Source organism: Neptunicella sp. (assembly GCF_048268085.1).
Classification (GTDB): Bacteria; Pseudomonadota; Gammaproteobacteria; order Enterobacterales; family Alteromonadaceae; genus Neptunicella.
The window spans coordinates 184,957-207,737 of record NZ_JBLWWF010000004.1 but is presented as its reverse complement, the minus strand read 5'-3'; the positions used below and the strand labels follow the sequence as shown (position 1 = coordinate 207,737).

The window sequence follows — 22,781 nt, the reverse complement described above, 5'->3', positions numbered from 1 at the left end:
AGGTATGCAGCCTCACGGCTGTATCCGGCTAATCATCATTAGCCGTTGAGTACTACATTTCATGTTTTTAAACGTTATATCCGCTTACTACGCTGTAATTGACAGCAGACCGGATATTTCCAAATTAGTCTTATTGTTAACTGAATCAGTAATCAATTAACGTAACGACTCAACGTTAAAACCTGATCTTATGTTGCAGGTGGTCATTGAGGCATTACAAAATTAAATAGTTTTTTGTTTTTGGATGTCGGGTGTCTCTATGGTTGCTTTCTATACTGTCCTGTTTTTTACTTGCGTTTTTCGCGAGTCTGGACAAGTGCAACGGCAAAAATAAATTCTACACCTCGTTCTACATCATCGTTATTACCGGCATTGTTTTGTAGTTGCTCGGTAAGCCATGACATTATCTCACTAAATAGCAATTTTAAGCAAGATATTAAAAATCAAAGCTTTGTATTCTAAAAAGCGGTAAAATTGTTGGCTATGAAACAAGAAATCAATCAACAAGTTCAATTTGTCACTATTGACAGCGAAATGGTCGGTCAGCGTATCGATAACTTTTTGCGCACCCAGCTTAAAGGCGTACCCAAAAGTATGCTTTACCGTATTGTGCGCAAAGGTGAAGTCAGAGTGAACAAAAAACGGATTAAACCCGAATATAAACTACAAATCGATGATGTGGTCCGAATTCCACCAGTCCGGGTGGCACAAGAAAATGAACCCCCGTCAACCAAATTGACTAAAGTGGCGGAACTTGAATCACAGATTATCTATGAAGATGATGTGTTGATTGTAGTGAACAAACCTTCGGGCATGGCTGTGCATGGTGGGAGCGGCTTAAGCTTTGGATTAATTGAAGCGTTAAGAGCACTGCGTCCCGACCAGCGCTTTTTGGAACTCGTACATCGCCTCGACCGTGATACGTCGGGAATATTGTTGGTGGCGAAAAAGCGTTCTGCGCTGAAAAGCTTGCATGAACAACTCCGCGACAAAACGGTTGATAAGCGCTATCAGGCACTGGTAAATGGTCATTGGCCGGAGAATCGTTTTAAGGTCAAAGCACCGCTACAAAAAAACGTATTGCAATCAGGTGAGCGAATGGTCTCGGTTCATCCGGATGGTAAGCCTTCTGAAACACGTTTTCGTATCTTGCAACAATTCGAACAGGCGACATTGGTAGAAGCGTCTCCGATAACCGGAAGAACCCACCAAATCAGAGTACATTGCCAACATGCTGGCCATTCCATAGCTTGCGATGATAAATATGGTGATAAAGAATTTGATCAATTAATGCAACAGCAAGGTTTAAAACGCCTTTTCTTGCATGCCTATCGGATTGCCTTTGTACACCCCAAAGAAGGCACACCTGTCCGTTTTATTGCCCCCCTTGAAAGCAGTTTACAGCAGGCGTTAGATAAACTGACCATTAGTTAATCCGTATTGATATTGAGTAGTAGAAATATGCAACAAGTTGGAACAGGTAAATATAAGCTGGTGATTTTTGATTGGGATGGAACCTTGATGAATTCCACGCCTAAAATTGTATCCAGTTTACAAAATGCCGCATTGAGAGCTGGCTTAAATAAGCCCAGTGATGAACAGGCCAATAATATTATCGGATTAAGTCTGCGTATTGGTTTGGATCGAATCTTTGGATTGGGCGATTCTCCACTGATGGATCAATTGGTGGATTTATACCGTGATGAATATTTGTTTACTAATCAGACGCCTTCTCCCATGTTTGATGGAAGTCTGGCTTTGCTGGATATACTAAAGCAGCGTAAGCAAATGATGGCTGTAGCAACAGGTAAGTTGCGCAGAGGATTGGATGAGGTGTGGCAAAGCACCGATGCCGCACATTATTTTGCCAGTTCCCGTTGTGCCGATGAAGCCGAGTCTAAGCCGAGTCCGGATATGCTTATCCAGTTATTAGATGAACTGAATGTAAATAAGCATGAGGCAGTGATGATTGGCGATACCGAACATGATATGAAAATGGCTGAGGCCATTGACATGCCGCGTATCGGGGTAAGCTATGGTGCCCAGCCGCGCGAGAAATTAGCTAAGCATCAACCGTTGACTATTGTTAACCGCGTTGATGAACTGATTAACTGGCTTTAATCGCGGTGTCTGATGCCAGATGATTTATCTGGCATATTCCAATAACTCGATTTGTTGTTCGGCAAACAGGGTTATGAGACTAATCAAGGGAAGCCCGATTAGGGTATTGGGATCTTTACCTTCTAATGCATCAAATAAACAAATTCCCAGGCCTTCGCTTTTAAAACTTCCTGCACAGTTATAAGGTTGCTCTGCTTGCAGGTACAGTTCAATTTGTTGCTCGCTCAGACGGCGAAATTTGACATCAAAAGCTTCGACTAGCGCACGATGGGTTTTTGTTTCTGCATTATATAAACACAACCCGGTCAGAAAACGTACCGTCTTACCGCTGCATAACTGCAGCTGTTTGACTGCATTGGCATGGTGATGAGGTTTGCCTAAAATTACATTATCGACAGTGGCCACCTGATCCGAACCAATTATCCAGCCTTCTTTCAGTCCTTCTGCCACGGCTTTGGCTTTGGCAATGGCAAGACGTTCAACCAAGGCTGATGCGGTTTCACCTGGCAATGGTGTTTCATCAACTTGTGGTTTGCTAGTACTAAAGGGAACTCGCAGCTTTTCTAATAACTGTTTGCGAAAAGGTGAGGTGGAAGCTAAAACAAGGTTCATGTAAAACAACTTTAAATTGAATTTCCACTATTCTACAAACATCGACCCGGGGTTAAAACCATTGATTATGCATAAATGGCCGCTATTTTTTCTTTGACTCAACCCTCGTCAGCCTATATCATGCGCGCCCTATGCAGAAAGTGAAACTGCCTTTACGGCTTGATCCTATTAAAAGTGCCACGCAACGTTCCGAATATGAGGGCGTTATGTTGTGTTCAAATATGGTTAGGTTGCAGCAGGTAGTCGCTGATACCGCAGAGTATGTCGATATAAAGGTTAAGTTCGGTAAAGACGCGCAAGGACTTAATTTTTTTAGTGGCACACTTAGCACTTCAGTTAAGCTTATCTGTCAGAGATGTAACGGATTTTTAACTCAACCGTTAGATATATCTTTTAGCTACTGTGCAGTGAAGCCAAAAGATGATCTGGAAGAGTTACCGGAAGTTTACGAACCGGTAGAGGTCAATGACCATGGAGAGATCGATTTGCTTCAAGTTTTTGAAGACGAATTAATCTTGGCTTTACCTATTGTTGCCCTGCATGATGAACAGAGCTGCAATGCTGATAAAGACAAGATGAGTTTCGGAAAAATCGAACCGGCCGATGAACGACCAAACCCATTTGCGGTTTTGAAAGAACTTAAGCGAGATTAGGAGTAAGGTAAATGGCGGTACAAAAGAATCGTAAGACTCGTTCAAAGCGTGGCATGCGTCGTTCGCATGATGCTTTGACAGGTGCAACCTTGTCTGTTGATGCAACCTCTGGTGAGACTCATCGTCGTCATCATGTTACAGCAGATGGTTTCTATAAAGGCAACAAGGTTATCGCTGATTAAGCGAACTCAATGTTGACTACGCTAACGATAGCGTTAGATGTAATGGGGGGGGATTTTGGCCCCCCTGTTACTGTTCCTGCCGCAATTGCAGCAGTGAAAGAAAATCCCTCTCTACATGTTATTCTATGTGGTAATCAGGTTGAAATTGAGAAAATTTTAGCCGAGCATCATTTTACCTATTCAGATCAAATTAGCTTTCTAAATTGCACTCAAATCGTTGAAATGGATGAACGTCCTACAGCGACAATACGTAATAAAACCGATTCATCTATGCGCAGGGCGCTAGAATTAGTTGAGCAAGGTAAAGCGGGTGCTTGTGTCAGTGCCGGAAATACCGGTGCGCTAATGATGAATGCGTACTATGTATTAAAAACCTTGCCAGGTATTGATCGTCCTGCTTTGGTTACGGCGTTACCGACCATCACCGATAAAAAAGTCTATTTGCTAGATTTGGGAGCAAATGTTGAGTGTAACTCAGAGATTCTGTTCCAATATGCGGTAATGGGAGCGGTGATGGCAGAAGAGGTCGAGGGCATCAGCCAGCCTCGTGTCGCACTATTAAATGTGGGTGAGGAGCAAATTAAAGGTAATGACAGAGTTAAACATGCCGCTCAATTGTTATCTGAAGCCCCAAGTATTAATTATATTGGTTATCTGGAAGGTAATGATATTTTCAGTAATCGAGCTGATGTTGTCGTGACTGACGGATTTGTTGGCAACATTGCCTTAAAAGCCTGTGAAGGCTTAGGCAAGCTAGTTATCAGTGAAGTAAAAAGAGTCTCTGGTAAAAACTGGTTAAGTAAAATTATGGCCAAATTAACCCTGCCTTTTCTAAAAAAAATCTACTCACGAGTGAACCCCGACCAGTATAACGGTGCGAGTCTGATAGGATTGCGCGGAATTGTGGTCAAGAGCCATGGAAATGCCTCCAGCGAAGCTTATTTATACGCCATTCGCGAAGCGACCCAGGAAATATCCAGACAAGTTCCAACTAAAATAAAAGATAAAATAGAAATTGCACTAGGCTAAGTTTGTTTTCATTATTGGACAGCCAAGCCAGTCGACAATAAGGAAAATCCCCCAGTATGTATTCAAAAATTATCGGCACGGGTAGTTATTATCCTAGTCAGATCCGTACTAACGAAGATCTGGAAAAAATGGTCGATACCAGTGATCAGTGGATTACAGATCGAACCGGTATCAAACAGCGCCGCATTATTGGAGAGCATGAAACCGTAGCGAGTATGGGTGCAGAAGCGGCGCAAAAAGCGATTGAAGCTGCGGATATTGATCCTAAAAGTATCGATATGATCCTGTGTGCAACGACCAGTCACGGTAAATCATTGCCTAGTGCCGCTTGTGATATTCAAAAAATTATGCAACTCGATGGTATTCCTGCCTTCGACATTGCTGCTGCCTGTGCAGGTTATTGCTATGCATTAAGTGTTGCTGATCAGTTTATTAAATCAGGTATGTGCAAGCGTATTTTGGTGGTCGGCAGTGACTGTTTGTCCCGTTTAATCGATCCCTATGATCGCACCATGGTGATTTTGTTTGGTGATGGCGCGGGCGCTACGTTGATTGAAGCCAGTGAAGAACCCGGCATTTTATCGACTCATATTCATGCTGCAGGTTCCTACGGTGATTTACTCTATGTGGGAAATCCGACACGAGGTAAAGAACAGTCTGTACATGAAAACTGGGGAGTGATGAAGGGCAATGAAGTGTTCAAAGTCGCTGTTACCAAACTTAGTGAAGTGGTTGAGCAAACATTGGCTGCCAATAATATGCAAAAATCCGATTTAGATTGGCTGGTTCCCCACCAGGCAAATTTCCGTATTATTAAAGCGACCGCCAAAAAGCTTGAACTGCCGATGGAGCAAGTCGTCATGACCTTGGAACAATATGGCAATACTTCTGCTGCGACGGTTCCTACTGCGCTGGATACTGCAATTCGTGATGGTCGCATCAAGCGAGGACAAAACCTTTTACTTGAAGCCTTTGGTGGTGGTTTTACCTGGGCATCGGCACTAGTTCGTTACTAATTTTATTATTATTTACTCAAAATCATTGAAGTTGCACCACGGCTGCACACGAATCAGATCCCGTGAGCTTAGTTTACTAAGCGATTGGCGTTCTTTGCGTGCAGCCAATAAATGTGCGGTTTCAAGGGTAAAGGGTATAAAAATAGCGTAATCAGGAGATTTTTTATGCAAGCATTTGTGTTTCCCGGTCAGGGGTCGCAGTCCGTCGGTATGTTAGCCGACCTTGCCAGTCAATATGGTGAAATAAAACAGTGTTTTGCCGAGGCCAGCGACGTACTTGGTTATGATTTATGGCAACGGGTTGAGCAGGGGCCGGCAGAAGAGTTGAATGCAACTCATATTACCCAGCCAGCGTTATTGGCATCTAGCGTGGCGATCTGGCGAGTATGGAATACTTTAAATGGTCGTAAACCTGAATATTTAGCGGGTCACAGTTTAGGTGAATATTCCGCATTGGTTTGCGCTGGAGTGATCAATTTTGCTGATGCGATTAAATTAGTTGAGCAACGTGGGCAATTTATGCAACAAGCTGTTCCTGCTGGTGTGGGAGGCATGTTTGCTATTATTGGTTTGGATGATGCTAAAGTAATTGAATGCTGTGAACAGGCCGCCGAGCAACAGGTGGTTTCTGCGGTAAACTTTAATTCACCGGGACAGGTGGTCATTGCCGGTCACGCTGAAGCCGTGGAGCGGGCAGGAGCATTATGTAAAGAAGCCGGAGCCAAGCGGGCTTTGCCATTGCCTGTCAGTGTTCCTTCTCACTGCGCTTTGATGATACCGGCAGCGGAACAACTTGAAAAAGTTCTGGCAAATATTGAGTTCAGTTCACCACACGTCCCAGTGATAAATAACGTTGACGTGTCGCAAGAAGTGTCTCCGGAAAAAATCAAAAACGCATTAGTAAGACAGTTATACAGTCCGGTTCGTTGGACCGAAACCGTTCAGTCTTTAGCCAGCATGGGCGTTACTGAACATTTTGAAATGGGGCCGGGTAAAGTATTAAGTGGTTTGGGTAAACGTATTGATTCATCAGTACAATGCAATGCGGTAAACACCGTTGAAACCTTAGAAGCCGTTTTAAAACAAGGAAACTAATTAAGATGAATTTTACAGATAAGGTTGCTTTAGTAACCGGTGCTAGCCGGGGAATAGGTAAAGCCATTGCTGAGTCACTCGTTGCACAAGGTGCAACGGTCATCGGTACTGCCACGACTGAGAATGGCGCGAAGGTTATCGCTGACTATATAGGCGATAAGGGTACCGGTATGGCATTAAATGTCACCGATGCGGATTCAATCCAACAAGTATTGGATGATATAAAAGCTCAATATGGAGAAATCGATATTCTGGTTAATAATGCTGGAATAACTCGTGATAACCTATTGATGCGAATGAAAGATGAGGAGTGGATGGATATTATTCAGACTAACCTTACTTCCATTTTTAAATTATCCAAGGCAGTATTACGAGGCATGATGAAAAAACGTTATGGCCGCATTATTAATATTGGTTCAGTAGTAGGGTCCGCTGGTAATGCTGGACAGGCAAATTATGCTGCAGCCAAAGCCGGAGTCATTGGTTTTAGTAAATCCATGGCTCGCGAAGTTGCTTCGCGCGGTATTACGGTTAATGTTGTCGCACCGGGATTTATCGATACCGATATGACTCAGTCGCTAACAGATGAACAAAAAGATGCGATTTTTAAAGATATTCCTGCCAATCGGTTAGGTGATCCTAAAGAAATTGCAGCTGCTGTCACATTCCTTGCATCGGATATGGCTGGTTATATTACCGGTGAAACCTTGCATGTGAATGGTGGCATGTACATGAATTAACCTAAACGGTTATAAAATTGAGTGCATATTTAACAAAATATGTTAATTTGTGGTTCGACCAGCCAAAAAATCGAGTCACTGACTTGCAAGGATTGGTTAGGGTGAATACACTACCCGCCACTTTAACAAGTAGCCTTATTTTTGAGGTATAACGAGAATTATTATGAGCAATATCGAAGAACGCGTAATCAAGATCATAGTTGAACAATTGGGTGTTAAAGAAGAAGAAGTAAAATCAGAAGCCTCTTTTGTTGATGATTTGGGAGCTGACTCCTTAGATACAGTAGAATTAGTAATGGCTTTGGAAGAAGAGTTTGATACTGAAATTCCTGACGAAGAAGCTGAGAAAATCACTACCGTTCAGTCAGCGATTGACTATATTAACGCTCACAAAGACGCTTAATTACCCTAAAAACGGCTCAAATCTGAGCCGTTTTATTTCCACTCAGTTTAATCCGGTCATGTTTTCCATTGCGGTTATTTGTTGTTACAAAAATATCGCGAGGTTGAAGAAGTTCAATGGACACATTTATTGTTGTACTAGCGGAACGCGTCGGTAAATTATGAATTACACTCACCCAATATTTGCGTATAACGGAGGCTAACGTGTCTAAACGACGTGTTGTTTTAACTGGTCTTGGCATGCTTTCACCTTTAGGTAACGATACCCAATCAACGTGGCGAGCGGTTCTCAATGGTCAAAGCGGAATTGATGAAATTCGTTATTTTGATACCAGCGAGTTTTCCACTCACTTTGCCGGTTCATTAAAAGACTTTAATGTAGAAGATTACATCCCCAAGAAAGAAACCAAGAAAATGGATTTGTTTATTCAGTACGGTATCGCGGCGGGTAAACAGGCGCTGGCTGATTCGGGTATTGAAGTAACAGAACAAAATGCCAAACGTATAGGGGTGGCCATCGGATCCGGTATTGGCGGGTTAGGTTTGATTGAAGCCAATCACGATAAACTTAAACAAAGCGGTCCTCGCAAAATATCACCCTTTTTTGTGCCGTCGACTATCACCAATATGATTTCCGGTTTTTTGTCGATAATGGAAGGCCTAAAAGGCCCAAATTTGAATATTGTAACCGCTTGTACAACTGGTGTGCATAATATCGGGATTGGGGCCAGAACGATCGCCTATGGTGATGCCGATATGATGTTAGCCGGTGGCGCTGAAGCATCCATTACGCCATTGGGCTTAGGTGGATTTGCCGCCGCAAGAGCACTGTCGGCCCGTAATGATGATCCTCAAGCGGCCAGTCGTCCCTGGGATAAAGATCGCGATGGATTTGTTATGGGTGAAGGGGCTGGGGTGGTCATGCTTGAAGAGTATGAACATGCCAAAGCTCGTGGTGCCAAAATATATGCAGAGCTAGTCGGATTTGGAATGAGTGGTGATGCGTATCATATGACTTCACCACCGGAAAATGGTGCTGGCGCTGCTGATGCGATGATTAACACGCTAAATGATGCCAAGGTTTCTGTTGATAAAATTGGTTATATCAATGCTCACGGTACCTCAACTCCGGCAGGTGATATTGCCGAGACACAAGCGGTTAAGTCAGTATTTGGGGCGGCTGCCAGTTCTGTATTGGTAAGTTCAACTAAATCCATGACCGGGCATTTGCTTGGAGCCGCAGGTGCGATTGAAGCCATTTTCACCGCGCTAGCCTTACAAGATCAGGTGGCACCACCGACTATTAATTTGGATAATCCCGGTGAAGGCTGTGATCTGGATTATGTTGCTCATACCGCTCGTGACGTAAAACTCGAATATGCGTTATGTAATTCGTTTGGTTTTGGTGGAACCAACGGTTCATTGTTGTTTAAAAAGATTTAACCTGATTTAATAAAGCCCGTTTTAACACGGGCTTTTATTTATATGATTGTTAATGGAACCGCCAGTGCACTTCTACCTATCGATGACCGAGCAGTTCAATACGGAGATGGCTGTTTTACTACGATGGCTGTCAGTAAAGGTCTGGTCGAATTCTGGTCACAACATTTACAACGCCTAAAAGACAGTTGTATTGCCCTGCAAATTGATTTCAATCAGTGGCAGCCGCTAGACCAGCAGGTTCAGCAACTTGCGCTGCAACATCCTGATGCGGTGATTAAAATAATCCTCAGCCGCGGTAGTGGTGGACGAGGTTATAGCTGTCCTGAGCCACAACACCCTCGTTATATGTTATCGGTACACGCCAAACCGGCACATTATGCTCAGTGGCAGCAAAATGGCATTGTGCTGGGATTATCCGAGACCAGATTAGCCAAACAACCTCAATTAGCCGGTATTAAGCATCTAAATCGTCTGGAACAGGTCTTGATTAAACAGTCCTTCGCCACTGATATTGATGATGTATTAGTGTGTGATATTGACGGTAATATGATTGAAACCAGCGCGTCAAACCTGTTTTGGCGACAACAGGGGATCTGGTTTACCCCACAGCTTGATAACGCTGGTGTGGAGGGAATTATGCGAAATCGCATCATGGAAAGAATGCAGCAACAAGGTATACCCGTTCAGCAAATTTGCGCTAGTTATCAATTATTATCTCAAGCGACGGAGGTGTTTATCTGCAATACTTTGATGAAAATCGTGCCCGTAAAACGATTTCAACAGCGTGACCTCAGGATTGAACATAGCCGACAGTTACAGCAGTGGTTTAATCAATGAGTCGCAATAAACTGTTATTGTTGTTGATGGTACTGGTGTTGATTGGCGCACAATTGCTTAGTATTGAATATCGAAATTATAAATATTCCGCTCTGGCCAACCCTCAACCAATGATTATTAACGTTAAAAAAGGTCAAACCGCTCATGGCTTGATCAATCAGTTAGTTAATCAACAATTACTAAAAAAGCAGATATGGTCAAAAGTATTATTTAAACTGGAGCCGGAATTAGCGGCGATAAAATCCGGAACTTATCAAGTATCTGCCAATATGCCCTTGTTAGCCTTATTGGAAATGATGCGCCAAGGCAAAGAAATGCAATTCTCTATTACTTTGGTTGAAGGATTGCGCTGGCAAGACTGGCTACGGCAAATACAGGATGAACCGCGTTTAAGTGGTGATATCCCGTCTCAGCCTGAGCTTATTCAACAATGGGATCTGCAAACTGACTCTCTGGAAGGTTGGTTAATGCCGGATACGTATTGGTTTACGGATGGCTATTCCCGTCAGCAACTTATTCAGCAAGCCTATCTGGCTATGCGAAATTATTTACAACAAGTCTGGCCGCAACGACAAGGCAATCTACCTTATCAGTCTCCCTATGAGGCGCTGATTATGGCGTCGATTATCGAGAAGGAAACCGCCATTGCTGAAGAAAGACCGCGGATAGCGGCGGTATTTGTTAATCGACTGGAACAGAATATGCGGTTACAAACTGATCCAACGGTAATCTATGGTATGGGTGATAACTTTGACGGTAACATCAAACGGGCTGACTTACGTCAGCTAACCCCGTACAATACATACAAAATTAAAGGGCTACCGCCAACGCCTATTGCAATGCCTGGCAAACTGGCTATCGATGCAGCGTTGCATCCCGATGCGACGGAAGAGTTGTACTTTGTGGCGCGTGGAGATGGTAGTCATCAGTTCTCCGAAACGCTTGAACAACACAATTTAGCAGTGCGGCGCTATCAATTGAAAAAATAAGTTTCAGTATACAAATAAAACTAATTACATAATCAGGGAACTCAATGTCGGGTCAATTTATTGTTATTGAAGGGCTGGAAGGCGCGGGTAAAAGCAGCGCAGTGGCAATTATAAAAAATGCCATCGAACGAGCGGGGAAAACCTTGGTTTGTACCCGTGAACCTGGCGGTACACCGATGGCAGAAGCAATCCGTTCATGTGTTAAACAGGATTGGCAAGATGAAACCGTTACTGTCGAGGCCGAGTTATTATTAATGTACGCAGCTCGCGCCCAGTTGATCCATAACGTAATTAAACCGGCACTTGATGCAGGGCAATGGGTATTGGCCGACCGACATGATATGTCTTCCCGCGCTTATCAGGGCGGTGGTCGTCAAATTCCAGATTCCATGATTGAACCCCTTAGAGGTATTACGTTAAAAGGATTTAAACCAAACTTAACTCTTTATCTGGATGTCGAACCAACGACTGGATTAGCCAGAGCGCGAGGCCGGGGGGAACTGGATCGTATCGAGCAAGAAGATATTAGTTTTTTTGAACGCACCCGCGAGCGTTATTTACAGTTATGTGCTGATGATCCCAATGCGGTGGTAATCGATACCATGCAGCCGATGGAGCAGGTACATCAGGCTATTGCAGCGACCATTAACCACTTTTTGGAAAAATACTAGTGTTATATCCCTGGTTAACCCAAGTTTATCAGCAACTTTGTCAGCGAGTGGCTAAGCAAAGCTTGCACCATGGTTTGATCTTGCAAGGTGTGGAAGGGATAGGTAAAGCACAGTTTGCGCAAGAATTGGCGGCCTACCTGCTGTGCAATAATAAACTTTCCGATAAGCCTTGTGGAGAATGCCAGGCCTGCTTATTGCGCAAGGCGGACAATCACCCGGATCTTATTCAGGTACGTAAAGAAAAAACTCAGATTGGGGTTGATCAAATTCGAGAGGCAATTCAAGCCTTGAGCAAAACGGCTCAATTGTCCGGTGAGAAAGTATTGATTATTTATCAGGCTGAAGATCTTAATCAGGCCAGTGCCAATGCATTGTTAAAAACCTTGGAAGAACCGACCTCGCGAACCACTATTTTGCTTGTTACCAGTCAGCCACAACGTTTTTTGCCCACAATTATCAGTCGTTGTGAAAAAATTAAATTATGTGCGCCAGAGCAATCCATAGCGCTTAATTGGTTAGCCGAACAGGGCGCGCAAGGTGATGTGTTAGCGATGCTGCAGTTGTGTGGTGGCGCACCATTGCGGGCCCTCAATCTGTTACAGCAGGACGAAGGCTTAAGCTACAGCGAATTTAATCAGCAGTTACAGGCGCTACAGCAACAGCAGGTGAATAGTTGGCAACTGGCTAATGCATGGCAGCAAGATATAGCCATGGTGGTCAGTTGGCTACAGTTTTGGTTAAAACAAAAGATGCCTCAATTAACTGAGGAGCAGCACGAAACCGGTTGGCAGTTGAATCAGCGCTGCGTCCGGGTGATGCAGCAACTGCAGAATAGCGGTATTAATAAAGCCATGTTGCTGTATGGATTATTGGAATTGAGTAAAACATTAAAATAGTAAGGGTTAGGATTTGTTTGTAGATTCACATTGTCATTTAGATCGGTTAGATAAATCACCACAGGAGTTGGCACAAATTGTCGCTGATGCCGAAGCTAAAGGTGTCGAGCATTTTTTATGTGTAGCGGTTTCGGTGCGTGAATTTCCTATGATGCTCAAGACTATCGCGTCGTTTGATAATGTGTCAGCCTCTTGTGGAGTGCATCCATTACATCAGGAGGAAGCCTGTAGTTATGAGGAGTTATTGCAAGCTGCGTCAGACGATAGTGTGGTAGCGATAGGCGAAACCGGATTGGATTATTTTTACAGCGCTGAGACTAAACCGGTGCAAATTCAGTCTTTTATCGATCATATTAATGTCGCCAATGAACTCAATAAACCGTTGATAATTCACACCCGTGATGCGCGCCAGGATACGCTTGATTTATTAACCGAGCACAAGGCAAAGCATACCAAAGGCGTATTGCATTGTTTTACTGAATCGTGGGAAATGGCCGAAGCGGCTATCGCCTTGGGGTTTTATATTTCTATTTCCGGTATTGTAACCTTTCATAGTGCCAAAGAATTACAAGACGTGGTCAAAAAAATCCCGCTCGACCGATTACTTATTGAAACCGATTCGCCTTGGCTGGCACCGGTACCTTATCGTGGTAAACCCAATCAGCCGGCATATGTGAAAGAAGTCGGGGAATTTATTGCTAACCTTAAAGGGATTAGTGTGGACGAATTGGCACAGGTGACGACCAACAATTTCTATACATTATTCGATTTAATACCACGTAAAACGGCCTGATTATTATCGGCTATAGTCACTAAAAGGAACGTTGAATGAAAACTTGTCGTGTTATATCTGCATTGGCCAGTATTTTACTGGCTACCCCCATATGGGCCGCTAATTTCACCTTGAGCAGTGATGAAATAGGCGGACAACTTACCAGTAAACAGGTTTTTAACGGCTTTGGTTGTAGCGGTGAAAATACATCTCCCGCATTAAACTGGCAGGATGCACCAGAAGGCACCAAAAGCTTTGCTGTTACGGTATATGACCCCGATGCCCCAACCGGTGCAGGCTGGTGGCATTGGTTGATGGTGAATATTCCTGCTTCTACTCATTCATTAGTAACGGATGCAGGTAATCCGGCGAAACAACTGGCCCCTAAAGGCAGTCTTCAAACTATCACCAGCTTTGGTCAAAATGGTTTTGGCGGAGCCTGTCCTCCCGAAGGTCATGGACCACACCATTATATTTTTACAGTGTATGCATTGGGGGTTGAATCATTGGAATTGAATGCCAGTAGCCAACCATCGTTAGTGGGCTATATGTTAAATGCTAACGCATTGGCAAAAGCGTCAATTATTGCCTATTACCAACGGTAACGTTAATTTAACGCGTTACGCGGTAGCCATTCTGGTTAATTTTAGCTAGAATGCGCGCCGCAAAATTGTCTCGGGTTTGAAGACCCACAATATAAATAAGCTCCGGATTTACGTTCCGGCTCGCGGAGGAAATACTATGTCAAAGTACGTAGTTTGTGCTTTATACAAATTTGTCACCTTAGAAAACTTTCAGGATATCCGTCAACCGCTTCAGGAACTGATGGAAAAGCTCAATATTAAAGGCACCTTATTACTGGCCCATGAAGGGATTAACGGTACCGTATCGGGCAGCCGTGAAAATATGGATGTACTGCTGGCGTGGTTGAATGCCGATGAACGAATTAATCCTATATCCATTAAAGAATCTTTCGATGAAATACAACCCTTTCATCGCACTAAAGTTAAACTGAAAAAAGAAATTGTTACCTTGGGTGTTGAAGGGATCGATCCCCGTAAAACGGTGGGAACCTATGTGAAGCCAGCCGACTGGAATGCATTAATCTCCGATCCGGAAGTGTTATTGATCGATACCCGTAATGATTATGAAATTGAAATCGGTACGTTCAAAAATGCGGTTAATCCTAAAACCGACTCTTTTCGCGAATTTCCCCAATACGTCAAAGAAAACCTTGACCCGGCCAAGCATAAAAAAGTGGCCATGTTCTGTACCGGTGGTATTCGTTGTGAAAAATCTACCGCTTATATGAAAGAGCAGGGCTTTGACGAGGTGTATCATCTGGAAGGCGGTATTTTGCAATATCTGGAAGATGTACCTAAGGAACAGACTCTGTGGGAAGGTGATTGTTTCGTATTTGATAACCGTGTTGCCGTTAATCATGATCTGGAAAAAAGTCATTACGACCAATGTTACGCCTGTCGTTTACCGATTACTGATGAAGACAAAGCCTCTGAACAGTATGAAAGTGGTGTAAGCTGTCCTAAGTGTTTTGGTACCCATTCCGAAGAGCAAATTGCCCGTTTCCGTGAACGTGAAAAACAGGTTAATCTGGCTCGTTTGCGGGATGAAGAGCATGTGGGCGCCGAAGCCCGTAAGGCAATTAAACTGCGACGCCAGCAAAAAGCCGCCGCGCGACGTGCCCAACGCACTGCTGCGGGTAAAACTAACGTTTAATTCGATCCTGTCAGGTAGGCTTGTGTAGAAATCGCTGCATAAGCTTATCTGTTATTCTATATCAAGCAAGTCACCGGGCTTGCAATCCAACGTATTACAAATTGCCATTAAGGTTGAAAAACGAATCGCCTTAGCTCTGCCGCACTTGAGTTTGGATAAATTTGCCAGAGTAATATCTACCTGCTGAGATAACTCAGACAACGTCATTTTTCGCTGGACCAATAGTAAGTCAAGATTGACTTTAAGCTGTTTACCCATAATTGCATCGACCTCTAACTCGCTAAAAATCAATTCTCCTTTTAGCAATGTTGCCAAAAGTTTATTTATAATAGATTAAAATTTATCGATAAACAATAAATAATGGTTGATAAAAGATAAGTTGATGATTATATTTAAAGTCGAAATATCATTAAACTTTGAGGTTAATCCGATGTTTGCACTATTACTTCTTTTGGCATTTCTGTTATTTGCGACAATTATAACTGTGATCAGTTATAAGTTAGGCAAGACTAAAACGGACAATCCGCGTATGGCGGCTATCATTGGATTGGTGACATCCTTTTTCCCACCATTGGCGATCATTTATATTATTGTATTGCTGTTGAAGGATGATGCTGCGATTGTTTGATGAAAATAAAATAACCAAACTACTTAATTTTATTACGGTTAGGGATTTTTAAAGTTAACCTTAAAAATAACCCCATCGTAGATTTTACTTTTCCGGCAGCGTCTCAATCATCGCATTAATATGATTCTGATCGCGGCCTAATACTGCCATCAAAGTTTTCAATTGTGACAGGCGATCTTGCAGCTTATCGAACCGTTCTTTTGATCACCTAAGAGTCTCAGTGATTATCAGCGGATCCATATTGGGTTTGTCACCGCGCTTTAATGGAAATATTAGCCAAAACTAATAAAAATTGAATATAAAAAAAGGCCTTCTATTGAAGGCCTTGGCAGTATTGCTACTTTCATGAATGGAAATTATGCGCCTAACGCTGTCTTCGCATCTACATAGGTCAGGTTTAATTTATCACCTAAGGCATCAACAACGGCTTTATAAGTCACTTTACCTTCATGTACGTTGAGGCCGTTTAGCAAATGCGGGTCATCTAGCATAGCTTGCTTAGGTCCTTTGTTGGCTAATGCCAAACCAAAGGGTAGGGTAGCATTATTCAATGCCATGGTAGAGGTACGTGCCACACCACCTGGCATATTGGCTACGCAGTAATGTACAACACCGTCGATGGTATAAACCGGGTCTTGGTGAGTAGTGGCGTGAGCGGTTTCAAAACAGCCACCTTGGTCAATCGCCACGTCAACGATGACAGAGCCTTCTTTCATATTTTTGATATGCTCGGCAGTCAACAATTTCGGGGCAGCTGCGCCCGGAATTAATACAGCACCGACAATCAAATCTGCACTGGCAGAGTAGTAGTCTATGGCATCAACGGTAGAAAATACGGTTTTGACCCGGCCCAGGAAAATATCGTCTAACTCACGTAAGCGAGGTAACGAACGATCCAAAATGGTGACATCAGCCCCCATGCCGACTGCCATTTTAGCGGCATTAATACCAACAACACCGCCACCTAAAATTAAGACTTTACCGGGAGAAACACCGGGTACACCGCCTAATAACGTGCCGCTGCCACCGTGGGCTTTTTCCAGATAATGAGCGCCAGCCTGAACTGACATACGGCCAGCCACTTCGCTCATTGGAGCCAATAATGGCAATGCATTACGGTTGTCCGTTACGGTTTCATAGGCAATACAGGTAGCGCCTGAGGCGACTAACAATTCTGTTTGTTTAGGATCGGGGGCAAGGTGTAAATAGGTGTACAGGGTTTGACCTTTGCGCAACATTTTACATTCGTTAGGTTGCGGTTCTTTTACTTTAACGATCATGTCCGCGCGAGCAAATATTTCTTCTGGAGTTTCAATAATATCGGCACCCGCGGTAATGTATTGTTCATTGGTAAAACCAATGGCACTGCCGGCGTTGGTTTCGACTATCACCGAATGACCGTGGGTAACAAATTCTTTAACTGCGGCAGGAGTTAGACCTACGCGATATTCATGATTTTTTATTTCTTTGGGTACACCGATTAACATAAAACAACCTTACCTTCTGAGTGATTTTGGTCTAATAACGAAAGTGCGAAGTATATTGTATGTTTTCCAGAGGGTTGTTCTTTAATTATTCTTTTTACGATATAATATTCTTTAAAATATAATTTAATTGAATTTTTATGCTGATTAAAACCCCCAAACATCTTGACCGTATTGATCGTAACATATTGATCGAATTACAAAAGGACGGTCGGTTATCGAATGTTGAGCTATCCAAACGAGTTGGACTGAGTCCCACGCCATGTTTGGAAAGAGTACGGCGTCTGGAACAGCAAGGTTATATAACCGGTTATCAGGCCCAAGTGGCTCCAGAAAAACTCGGTGCGGCTATGTTGATATTTGTGGAAATTAACTTAACCAAATCACCGGACATCTTTGAGAAATTCTCCACCGCAGTCAAAGCGTTGGATGATATTCAGGAGTGCCACCTGGTATCGGGTAATTTTGATTTTTTATTAAGAGCGCGGGTGTCGGATATGTCAGCGTATCGCAAGTTATTAGGGGATACTTTACTTAAACTACCGGGAGTGAGTGAGTCGCGCTCTTATGTTGTCATGGAAGAAGTAAAACAAACCAGCCAGATAAAAATTAATTTGAAATAAAATAGCAATGCTAATGTAAGTATCAGATATACAAGAGGTTATGGTATTTTTGATGATTAATTAAACGAATAAAATCTGTTAAAACAAGGGATGCTTTACTGGGCATTTGTGGCGTTGGCTGGTATCTTATCAGCCAAATTATCGATTAAAACTATAACGAATTTATCATATATGGCGCGTCTTTCTGGTATCCAGCGGATTTTGGAAGTAGGCATGATTTTAAGTTGTGCTTTTGCTTTGTTTTTATTGTTGTCTTTGGGCTCTTTTGATCCGGCTGATCCCAGTTGGAGTCAGGCCGGACATCAAGGTGCGGTCAGTAATGCAGCTGGGGCAGCTGGGGCATGGTTTGCCGATATATTGCTGTTTACCTTTGGTTTTGTGGCGTATCTCTTTCCGTTTATTTCTGCCTTGTTAGGCTGGTTTCTGTTTCAGCAAGCTAAAGATATTCTGGAGATGGACTATCTCACCATTTCGTTGCGTTTTATTGGTGGGGTGGTTGCTATCCTCGGTGCGTGCGGTTTGGCCAGTCTCAATTTTGATGATCCTTTTTATTTTCCTGCTGGTGGTTTTGTTGGTGATGTATTAAGTACCACCTTATTACCGGTATTTAACGTAGCCGGTAGCATTTTATTTTTACTCTGTTTGTTATGCGCCGGTTTTACCTTGGTCACCGGCATATCGTGGCTAAGTATTGTTGACTGGATTGGCGAATGGGTGATTAAAGGCGCGCGGGGAACGGCTAAAATGTCCGGGCAACTAACTCATATCAGCCCACCTAAATTGATGGATTTAACCAAAAATAAGTCCATTGAAGATAAAAGCCAACAATCATCCAGCAACATTGAAATTACTTCCATGCGCATTGAACCTGAAATGGATGAGGATTTCAGTCAACCATTTACGGCCAATAATGATGTTGATTTGGATGCGCCTGCAGCGTCCAGAAAGAAGAAAAAGATTTTCAAACGTAAAGAGCCCGAAGTACAACCGGAACCCGAACAAGCCTCGGAGCCACGCGAAAGTACGCCGATGCCGACTATCGACCTACTTGATCGGGCTGACAAAATCGAAAACCCTATTTCGCAGGAAGAACTGGAACAAGTATCGCGGCTGGTGGAAGAAAAACTGGCCGATTTTAATATTGAAGCTCGCGTAGTGGGTGTCTATCCGGGGCCGGTGATAACCCGTTTTGAACTGGATCTAGCGCCCGGAGTAAAAGTGAGCCGTATATCCGGCCTATCCAAAGATTTAGCGCGTGCTTTATCGGCCATTTCGGTGCGGGTAGTGGAAGTCATCCCCGGCAAATCAGTAATTGGTTTGGAATTACCCAATAAAAATCGTGAAATGGTGCGTTTGTCTGAAGTCTTAAGTTGCCCGTCGTTCGAGTCATCCGATTCCAACCTGACTATGGTGCTGGGTAAAGATATTTCCGGTAAACCGGTGATTGTCGATTTAGCTAAAATGCCTCACTTGCTGGTGGCCGGTACAACCGGCTCAGGTAAGTCAGTCGGGGTCAATGTGATGATCCTGAGCTTATTGTATAAATCCACCCCGGAAGATGTGCGGGTTATCATGATCGACCCGAAAATGTTGGAACTTTCAGTATATGAAGGCATTCCCCATTTGCTGGCCGAAGTGGTTACCGATATGAAAGATGCATCCAACGCATTACGTTGGTGTGTAGCGGAAATGGAACGTCGTTATCGCCTTATGTCAGCGCTGGGGGTGCGAAACCTGAAAGGTTTTAATGCCAAAGTAACGCAGGCGATTGCCGATGGCGAACCGATTAAAGATCCTCTGTGGAAATCTGAAGAAAGTATGGAAGAGGTCGCCCCCGATTTGGAAAAATTGCCTAGCATTGTGGTGATCGTTGACGAGTTCGCCGACATGATGATGATTGTCGGTAAAAAAGTTGAAGAACTCATTGCTCGTATTGCACAAAAAGCACGGGCGGCCGGTATTCATCTTATTCTGGCTACCCAGCGTCCTTCGGTAGATGTGATTACCGGATTGATTAAAGCCAATATTCCCACTCGTATTGCGTTTCAGGTCTCATCCAAAATTGATTCCCGTACCATACTCGATCAGCAGGGTGCTGAAGCCTTGTTAGGAATGGGGGATATGTTATATCTGCCCTCAGGAACCGGCGTTCCTACCCGGGTACATGGTGCTTTTGTGGATGATCATGAAGTACACGCCGTGGTGTCGGATTGGAAAAAACGGGGTAAACCCAATTATATTGATGAAATACTCAGTGGCGATCAATCTGCAGATGCCTTACTGCCTGGAGAACAGCCTGAAGGCGCTGATCAGGAAGGTGATGTGTTATACGATGAAGCTGTTGCCTTTGTTACCACTAACCGCAAGGTGTCGGTGTCGTTAGTGCAGCGTCAATTCAGAATTGGTTACAATCGCGCAGCACGCATTGTCGAACAAATGGAACAAAGTGGTGTCGTAACGGCATCCGGTCACAATGGCACCCGTGAAGTATTGGCGCCACCACCCATAAGAGATTAATTGTGAAAAAATTATTTAGCCTGTCATTACTGGTTGTGCCATTAATGCTAAGTACCGTCACTTTTGCGCAAAGTGCCAAAAGTGCATTGCAACAAAAGTTAACCCAGTTACAGAGTTATTCGGCTGATTTCAGCCAAACAGTGACAGATGCTCAACATACAGTGTTGCAAGAATCCAGCGGTCATATCGCCTTATTGCAACCAAATAAATTGCATTGGCAAGTAAACGAGCCCAATGAAAACGTATTGATTGCTGATGGTAGTACGTTATGGCATATCGATCCGTTTGTTGAACAAGTTATTGCACTGGATCAATCGGAAGCCGTTAAAAATAATCCTATTGTTTTGCTGGCCGAGCCGCAAAGTGATGTATGGCAAAGCTATACCATTACTCAACAGGGAAATTCATTTTCGGTCGAAACCAATGCTGAAACCAGCCAAATTGCCAAGTTGGTGTTTGTCTTTGAACAGGATAAATTAACCGAACTGCATATTGTTGATCGTCAGGAACAATTGAGTAAGCTGATTTTCAGTCATATCCAGCAAGGTCAGGATATCGACAGTAGTTTGTTTAAATTTAATCTGCCAGCAGGATATAGTCTGGACGACCAACGTAATGACCCAGCAGGACTTTAAGCAAACCAACAACTTTGCCCCTCTGGCCGCGCGGATGCGGCCACAAAATATTGATGAATATTTTGGTCAGTCGCATATTGTCGGGCAAGGAAAACCCTTGTATCAAGCGATTCAATTAGGTCGAGCCCATTCGATGATTCTGTGGGGGCCACCGGGTACCGGTAAAACCACGTTGGCTGAAATTGTCGCCCATCATTCTAACGCACATTTAGAACGTATCTCCGCGGTGACTTCCGGGGTCAAAGATATTCGTAGCGCCATTGAAGCGGCTAAATACCATGCGTCCAGTCGCGGTAAAAATACCATTTTATTTGTCGATGAGGTGCATAGATTCAACAAATCCCAGCAGGATGCATTTTTACCCTTTATTGAAGACGGCACTGTCACCTTTATTGGTGCCACCACTGAGAACCCATCTTTTGAACTGAACAACGCGTTATTATCCCGTACTCGTGTTTATTTGCTTAAAAATCTACTTGAAGCAGATTTGGTTGATATTCTGCAGCGAGCCTTATCTGACCCGGAGCGCGGATTAGGCCAGCAACACATGACGATCAGTGACGATGCCAAAGCATTGTTGTGTGAATTAAGTGGTGGGGATGCGCGTCGCTTGCTTAATTACCTGGAATTGTCGGCCGATTTTGCCGAACACAGTCATATTGATTTAACGACGGTTAAACAGGCGGTCGGTGACAAGATCAGTTTGTTTGATAAAGGCGGTGATCAATATTACGACATGCTATCGGCTCTACATAAGTCGGTGCGTGGCTCATCACCTGATGGCGCATTATATTGGTATGCGCGGATTTTACAGGGAGGAGGCGACCCATTTATCGTTGCCAGACGGTTATTGGCTATTGCCTCCGAAGACATTGGTAATGCTGATCCTCGAGCCCTGCAAATTACCCTCAACGCCTGGGATATATTCCAACGGGTGGGGCCGGCGGAAGGGGAAAGGGCGATTGCTCAAGCGTTAATTTATTGTGCCAGTGCTGCTAAGAGTAACGCGGTATATATGGCGTTTAATCAGGCCAAAGACGATGCCAAAAATCTGCCCGATTACGACGTGCCGTTGCACTTGCGCAATGCGCCTACCAAATTAATGAAAGAAATGGGACACGGTGCGGAATATCGTTATGCACACAATGAACCCGGTGCGTTTGCCGCTGGAGAAAAATATCTGCCAGTAGAACTGCAAGACAAAGTTTATTATCAGCCCAATGAGCGTGGCATGGAAAAGCAAATCAAGGCCAAATTGGATTATTTGCAGCAATTAAATCAGCAAAGTAAGCAGAAACGTTATGAATAACTTCACAATTTATCTTTATATCGCTGTGGGGGGTGCCAGTGGGGCTTGTTTGCGTCATTTTATTAATCAAATGATGCTACAGCTGCTTGGCAAAGGCTTTCCTTTTGGTACACTGCTGGTCAATATTGTTGGCTCCTTTTCGTTAGGCTTGCTGTACAGCTTATTGGAACAAGGGCAAGTGAGCGTTGCACCTTGGCGTTCCTTAGTGGCCATTGGCTTTTTGGGCGCATTAACCACTTTTTCCACATTCTCGGTTGATACCATGTTGCTGATGCAACAAGGCTCGTGGCTAAAAGGACTATTGAATATTCTGTTTAATTTAGTCTGTTGTTTTACCGCAGCTTGGTTAGGTTTGCAGTTGATAGGCAAGCAATAATAATTTACCCGTCG

The 22,781-nt window shown here is 43.7% G+C and carries 26 protein-coding genes; 23 read left to right on the top strand and 3 right to left on the bottom strand.

Annotated elements, in window-relative coordinates; translation table 11 throughout:
• Positions 1 to 483 precede the first annotated feature (483 nt).
• Both rluC and ACTD55_RS04835 read left to right on the top strand, forming a co-directional pair.
• On the top strand, positions 484 to 1,434 hold the full coding sequence (rluC, locus tag ACTD55_RS04840; RefSeq protein ID WP_438863176.1) for a 23S rRNA pseudouridine(955/2504/2580) synthase RluC: 951 nt from the start codon (positions 484 to 486) through the stop codon (positions 1,432 to 1,434).
• A gap of 27 nt (positions 1,435 to 1,461) precedes the next feature.
• Positions 1,462 to 2,121, top strand: a complete 660-nt coding sequence (locus ACTD55_RS04835) for an HAD family hydrolase (protein WP_438863175.1) — start codon at positions 1,462 to 1,464, stop codon at positions 2,119 to 2,121.
• Between the two features lie 24 nt (positions 2,122 to 2,145).
• Here the strand turns inward: ACTD55_RS04835 and ACTD55_RS04830 are convergent, their stop codons facing one another.
• Positions 2,146 to 2,733, bottom strand: coding sequence for a Maf family protein (locus ACTD55_RS04830; protein WP_438863174.1), 588 nt, complete (start codon positions 2,731 to 2,733; stop codon positions 2,146 to 2,148).
• A 131-nt stretch (positions 2,734 to 2,864) separates the two neighbouring features.
• On the opposite strand from ACTD55_RS04830, the gene yceD reads away from it, so the two are divergent.
• From yceD to trhO, 15 genes are all read left to right on the top strand, one after another.
• On the top strand, positions 2,865 to 3,386 hold the full coding sequence (gene yceD / locus ACTD55_RS04825; protein WP_438863173.1) for a 23S rRNA accumulation protein YceD: 522 nt from the start codon (positions 2,865 to 2,867) through the stop codon (positions 3,384 to 3,386).
• An 11-nt stretch (positions 3,387 to 3,397) separates the two neighbouring features.
• Positions 3,398 to 3,568 carry a 50S ribosomal protein L32 gene (rpmF, locus tag ACTD55_RS04820; protein WP_438863172.1) on the top strand — a complete coding sequence of 57 codons (171 nt, stop codon included), beginning with the start codon at positions 3,398 to 3,400 and terminating at the stop codon, positions 3,566 to 3,568.
• Positions 3,569 to 3,580: 12 nt separating this feature from the next.
• Positions 3,581 to 4,597 carry a phosphate acyltransferase PlsX gene (plsX, locus tag ACTD55_RS04815; protein WP_438863226.1) on the top strand — a complete coding sequence of 339 codons (1,017 nt, stop codon included), beginning with the start codon at positions 3,581 to 3,583 and terminating at the stop codon, positions 4,595 to 4,597.
• 56 nt (positions 4,598 to 4,653) lie between these two features.
• Positions 4,654 to 5,613 carry a beta-ketoacyl-ACP synthase III gene (locus ACTD55_RS04810; RefSeq protein WP_438863171.1) on the top strand — a complete coding sequence of 320 codons (960 nt, stop codon included), beginning with the start codon at positions 4,654 to 4,656 and terminating at the stop codon, positions 5,611 to 5,613.
• Between the two features lie 165 nt (positions 5,614 to 5,778).
• Positions 5,779 to 6,708 carry an ACP S-malonyltransferase gene (gene fabD, locus ACTD55_RS04805; protein ID WP_438863170.1) on the top strand — a complete coding sequence of 310 codons (930 nt, stop codon included), beginning with the start codon at positions 5,779 to 5,781 and terminating at the stop codon, positions 6,706 to 6,708.
• A 5-nt stretch (positions 6,709 to 6,713) separates the two neighbouring features.
• Positions 6,714 to 7,448 carry a 3-oxoacyl-ACP reductase FabG gene (gene fabG, locus ACTD55_RS04800; protein WP_438863169.1) on the top strand — a complete coding sequence of 245 codons (735 nt, stop codon included), beginning with the start codon at positions 6,714 to 6,716 and terminating at the stop codon, positions 7,446 to 7,448.
• A 163-nt stretch (positions 7,449 to 7,611) separates the two neighbouring features.
• A complete protein-coding gene (gene acpP, locus ACTD55_RS04795) occupies positions 7,612 to 7,851 on the top strand; it encodes an acyl carrier protein (RefSeq protein WP_062479413.1) in 240 nt (79 codons plus the stop codon).
• 203 nt (positions 7,852 to 8,054) lie between these two features.
• Positions 8,055 to 9,293, top strand: coding sequence for a beta-ketoacyl-ACP synthase II (gene fabF, locus ACTD55_RS04790; RefSeq protein WP_438863168.1), 1,239 nt, complete (start codon positions 8,055 to 8,057; stop codon positions 9,291 to 9,293).
• Between the two features lie 42 nt (positions 9,294 to 9,335).
• Positions 9,336 to 10,130 (top strand): aminodeoxychorismate lyase, encoded by a 795-nt coding sequence (pabC, locus tag ACTD55_RS04785; protein WP_438863167.1) that lies wholly within the window; start codon positions 9,336 to 9,338, stop codon positions 10,128 to 10,130.
• Positions 10,127 to 11,119 (top strand): endolytic transglycosylase MltG, encoded by a 993-nt coding sequence (gene mltG, locus ACTD55_RS04780; RefSeq protein ID WP_438863166.1) that lies wholly within the window; start codon positions 10,127 to 10,129, stop codon positions 11,117 to 11,119. Before pabC ends, mltG begins: the two co-directional genes overlap by 4 nt.
• Before the next feature lie 44 nt (positions 11,120 to 11,163).
• Entirely contained in the window at positions 11,164 to 11,790 is a 627-nt protein-coding gene (tmk, locus tag ACTD55_RS04775; protein ID WP_438863165.1) for a dTMP kinase, read from the top strand.
• Complete coding sequence (gene holB / locus ACTD55_RS04770) at positions 11,790 to 12,686, top strand: DNA polymerase III subunit delta' (protein WP_438863164.1); 897 nt, start codon at positions 11,790 to 11,792, stop codon at positions 12,684 to 12,686. The genes tmk and holB overlap by 1 nt, the downstream gene beginning before the upstream one ends.
• 13 nt (positions 12,687 to 12,699) lie before the next feature.
• Complete coding sequence (locus tag ACTD55_RS04765; protein ID WP_438863163.1) at positions 12,700 to 13,479, top strand: TatD family hydrolase; 780 nt, start codon at positions 12,700 to 12,702, stop codon at positions 13,477 to 13,479.
• A 35-nt stretch (positions 13,480 to 13,514) separates the two neighbouring features.
• Complete coding sequence (locus ACTD55_RS04760; RefSeq protein WP_438863162.1) at positions 13,515 to 14,063, top strand: YbhB/YbcL family Raf kinase inhibitor-like protein; 549 nt, start codon at positions 13,515 to 13,517, stop codon at positions 14,061 to 14,063.
• Between the two features lie 136 nt (positions 14,064 to 14,199).
• Positions 14,200 to 15,195, top strand: a complete 996-nt coding sequence (gene trhO / locus ACTD55_RS04755; protein ID WP_438863161.1) for an oxygen-dependent tRNA uridine(34) hydroxylase TrhO — start codon at positions 14,200 to 14,202, stop codon at positions 15,193 to 15,195.
• A gap of 51 nt (positions 15,196 to 15,246) precedes the next feature.
• On the opposite strand, the gene ACTD55_RS04750 is transcribed toward trhO, so the two are convergent.
• A complete protein-coding gene (locus ACTD55_RS04750; protein ID WP_438863160.1) occupies positions 15,247 to 15,453 on the bottom strand; it encodes a helix-turn-helix domain-containing protein in 207 nt (68 codons plus the stop codon).
• Between the two features lie 124 nt (positions 15,454 to 15,577).
• Here ACTD55_RS04750 and ACTD55_RS04745 point away from each other — a divergent pair, with 124 nt between their 5' ends.
• The gene (locus ACTD55_RS04745; protein WP_438863159.1) at positions 15,578 to 15,823 is read left to right on the top strand and encodes a hypothetical protein; all 246 of its coding nucleotides are present in this window, start codon (positions 15,578 to 15,580) and stop codon (positions 15,821 to 15,823) included.
• Positions 15,824 to 16,179: 356 nt separating this feature from the next.
• Here the strand turns inward: ACTD55_RS04745 and ald are convergent, their stop codons facing one another.
• Complete coding sequence (gene ald / locus ACTD55_RS04740) at positions 16,180 to 17,310, bottom strand: alanine dehydrogenase (RefSeq protein WP_438863158.1); 1,131 nt, start codon at positions 17,308 to 17,310, stop codon at positions 16,180 to 16,182.
• Positions 17,311 to 17,447: 137 nt separating this feature from the next.
• Here ald and lrp point away from each other — a divergent pair, with 137 nt between their 5' ends.
• From lrp to crcB, 5 genes are all read left to right on the top strand, one after another.
• Complete coding sequence (gene lrp, locus ACTD55_RS04735) at positions 17,448 to 17,930, top strand: leucine-responsive transcriptional regulator Lrp (protein ID WP_438863157.1); 483 nt, start codon at positions 17,448 to 17,450, stop codon at positions 17,928 to 17,930.
• A 171-nt stretch (positions 17,931 to 18,101) separates the two neighbouring features.
• Positions 18,102 to 20,447, top strand: coding sequence for a DNA translocase FtsK 4TM domain-containing protein (locus ACTD55_RS04730; RefSeq protein ID WP_438863156.1), 2,346 nt, complete (start codon positions 18,102 to 18,104; stop codon positions 20,445 to 20,447).
• 2 nt (positions 20,448 to 20,449) lie between these two features.
• Entirely contained in the window at positions 20,450 to 21,082 is a 633-nt protein-coding gene (lolA, locus tag ACTD55_RS04725) for an outer membrane lipoprotein chaperone LolA (RefSeq protein WP_438863155.1), read from the top strand.
• Positions 21,063 to 22,391, top strand: coding sequence for a replication-associated recombination protein A (locus tag ACTD55_RS04720; RefSeq protein ID WP_438863154.1), 1,329 nt, complete (start codon positions 21,063 to 21,065; stop codon positions 22,389 to 22,391). The genes lolA and ACTD55_RS04720 overlap by 20 nt, the downstream gene beginning before the upstream one ends.
• Complete coding sequence (crcB, locus tag ACTD55_RS04715; protein ID WP_438863153.1) at positions 22,384 to 22,767, top strand: fluoride efflux transporter CrcB; 384 nt, start codon at positions 22,384 to 22,386, stop codon at positions 22,765 to 22,767. Before ACTD55_RS04720 ends, crcB begins: the two co-directional genes overlap by 8 nt.
• Positions 22,768 to 22,781 lie beyond the last annotated feature (14 nt).